Origin of the sequence: Albidovulum sp. (assembly GCF_008933605.1) — a bacterium.
Lineage (GTDB): Bacteria > Pseudomonadota > Alphaproteobacteria > Rhodobacterales > Rhodobacteraceae > Albidovulum.
On sequence record NZ_WBUS01000292.1, the window covers coordinates 1 to 1,775 of the forward strand.

Sequence of the window (1,775 nt, forward strand, 5' to 3'; positions counted from 1 at the left end):
GCATAAGCGCGGGCCAGGCCGCCTGCGCGGCGGCGGCTTCGGGCCTGTCCCCGAACGCGGGCAGCGTCGCGCAGGCGGCGAGGACCGGCATGAGGCAGATGGGCAGAAGGCGGGCAGCGCGCATGGGGGGCTCCGTCAGTGGCGCCGAGGATAGCCTCTGCCGCGTGCGGCGCAAGGCCGGGCTGGGCGGGATTGTATTGAACGCGCGTTCAGATAATCTTCCGGCATGGCACGCAAGACCGGCTCGCATTCGGAAATCACCGGCCCGCGCATCCGCGCGGTGGCGCGGGCGCTCTTCGCCCGCCACGGCTTTGCCGCTGTCTCGATGCGCCAGATCGCGGCCGAGGTGGGGGTGCAGGCCGGCGCGCTCTACCTTTACACGCCCGACAAGGAGACCTTGCTCTTCGATCTGCTGAAGGCGCACATGGACGAGCTCTTGGCGGCCTGGGACGCCGTCCCGGCGGGTAAGGACCCGCTCGCGCGGCTCGAGGCCTTCGTGCGATTCCACATCCGCTTCAACCTCGACAGGGCGGAGGCGGTGTTCCTGTCCTACATGGAACTGAGGAACCTCGGGCCGGAGAACTTCGCCGTGATCGAGGGACTGCGGCGCGACTACGAGACCCGGCTGGAGACAATCCTGCGCGACGGTGTGGCGCAGGGCCGCTTCGTCGCGCCGGATCCCAAGGTCGCCTCGCTGGCGATCATCGCCATGCTCACCGGCGTGACGACATGGTACCGCGAGGGCGGGCGGCTCGGCCGGGAAGCGGTGGGCGACGTCTACTGGGACATGGTCCGCAAGGCCGTTGCGGCCTGACGCGCCTCACGCCTCTCCCGAAGTGCGCGGGACGCCGTCCATCGGTTCGGGAACCGACGGACGACGAGCCGAGCCCACGGGGTCCCCGTTCACTGCGCCGGGCGGATGAATCTCCCGTTGCGGAGGTCGGCCATCGCCTGCCGGATTTCCTCCTGCGTGTTCATCACGATCGGCCCGTGCCAGGCCACCGGCTCTTCGATCGGCGCGCCGGAGATGAGCAGGAAGCGGATGCCCTCGTCGCCGGCCTGCACCGTCACCTCCTCGCCGGTGCCGAAGCGGATCAGCGTGCGGTTGCCCGAGAGGTCGCGGATGTTCATCTCGCGCCCGAGCACTTCCTTTTCCAGGAGCACGCCTTCGGGCCGAGAGGCATCGGCAAAACGCCCCGCCCCCTCGAAGACATAGGCGAAGGCGCGGCGATAGGTATCGACGCGGAAGGTCTTGCGCCGCCCCGCGGGCACGAAGATGTCGAGATACTGCGGGTCGGCGGCGATGCCGTCCACGGGGCCGGACCTGCCCCAGAAGGAGCCGACGATCACCCGCACCGCGGTGCCGTCGTCGTCGATGATCTCGGGGATCTCGGCCGACTGCACGTCCTGATAGCGCGGCGCTGTCATCTTCAGCCGCGACGGCAGTTTCGCCCAGAGTTGGAAGCCGTGCATCTGGCCACTTGCGTTGCCCTGCGGCATCTCCTGGTGAAGGATGCCGGAGCCGGCGGTCATCCACTGGACATCGCCCGCGCCGAGCCGGCCGCGGTTGCCGAGGCTGTCGCCGTGTTCGACGGTGCCCGCAAGCACATAGGTGATCGTCTCGATCCCCCGGTGCGGGTGCCAGGGAAAGCCGCGCAGGTAATCCTCTGGCCGTTCGTTGCGGAAGTCGTCGAAGAGCAGGAAGGGATCGAGTTCCTTCGGGTCGCGGAAGCCGAAGGCGCGGTGCAGCCTGACGCCGGCGGCGAGCCCTATAT

2 protein-coding genes are annotated in these 1,775 nt (G+C 69.0%); one reads left to right on the plus strand and one right to left on the minus strand.

The features are described 5' to 3' along the window. Positions 1-226 precede the first annotated feature (226 nt). Positions 227-814 carry a TetR/AcrR family transcriptional regulator gene (locus tag F9K34_RS18935; RefSeq protein WP_291338644.1) on the plus strand — a complete coding sequence of 196 codons (588 nt, stop codon included), beginning with the start codon at positions 227-229 and terminating at the stop codon, positions 812-814. Between the two features lie 89 nt (positions 815-903). Here F9K34_RS18935 and F9K34_RS18940 read toward each other — a convergent pair whose 3' ends face one another. Then, positions 904-1,773, minus strand: coding sequence for a pirin family protein (locus tag F9K34_RS18940; protein WP_291338645.1), 870 nt, complete (start codon positions 1,771-1,773; stop codon positions 904-906). Positions 1,774-1,775 lie beyond the last annotated feature (2 nt).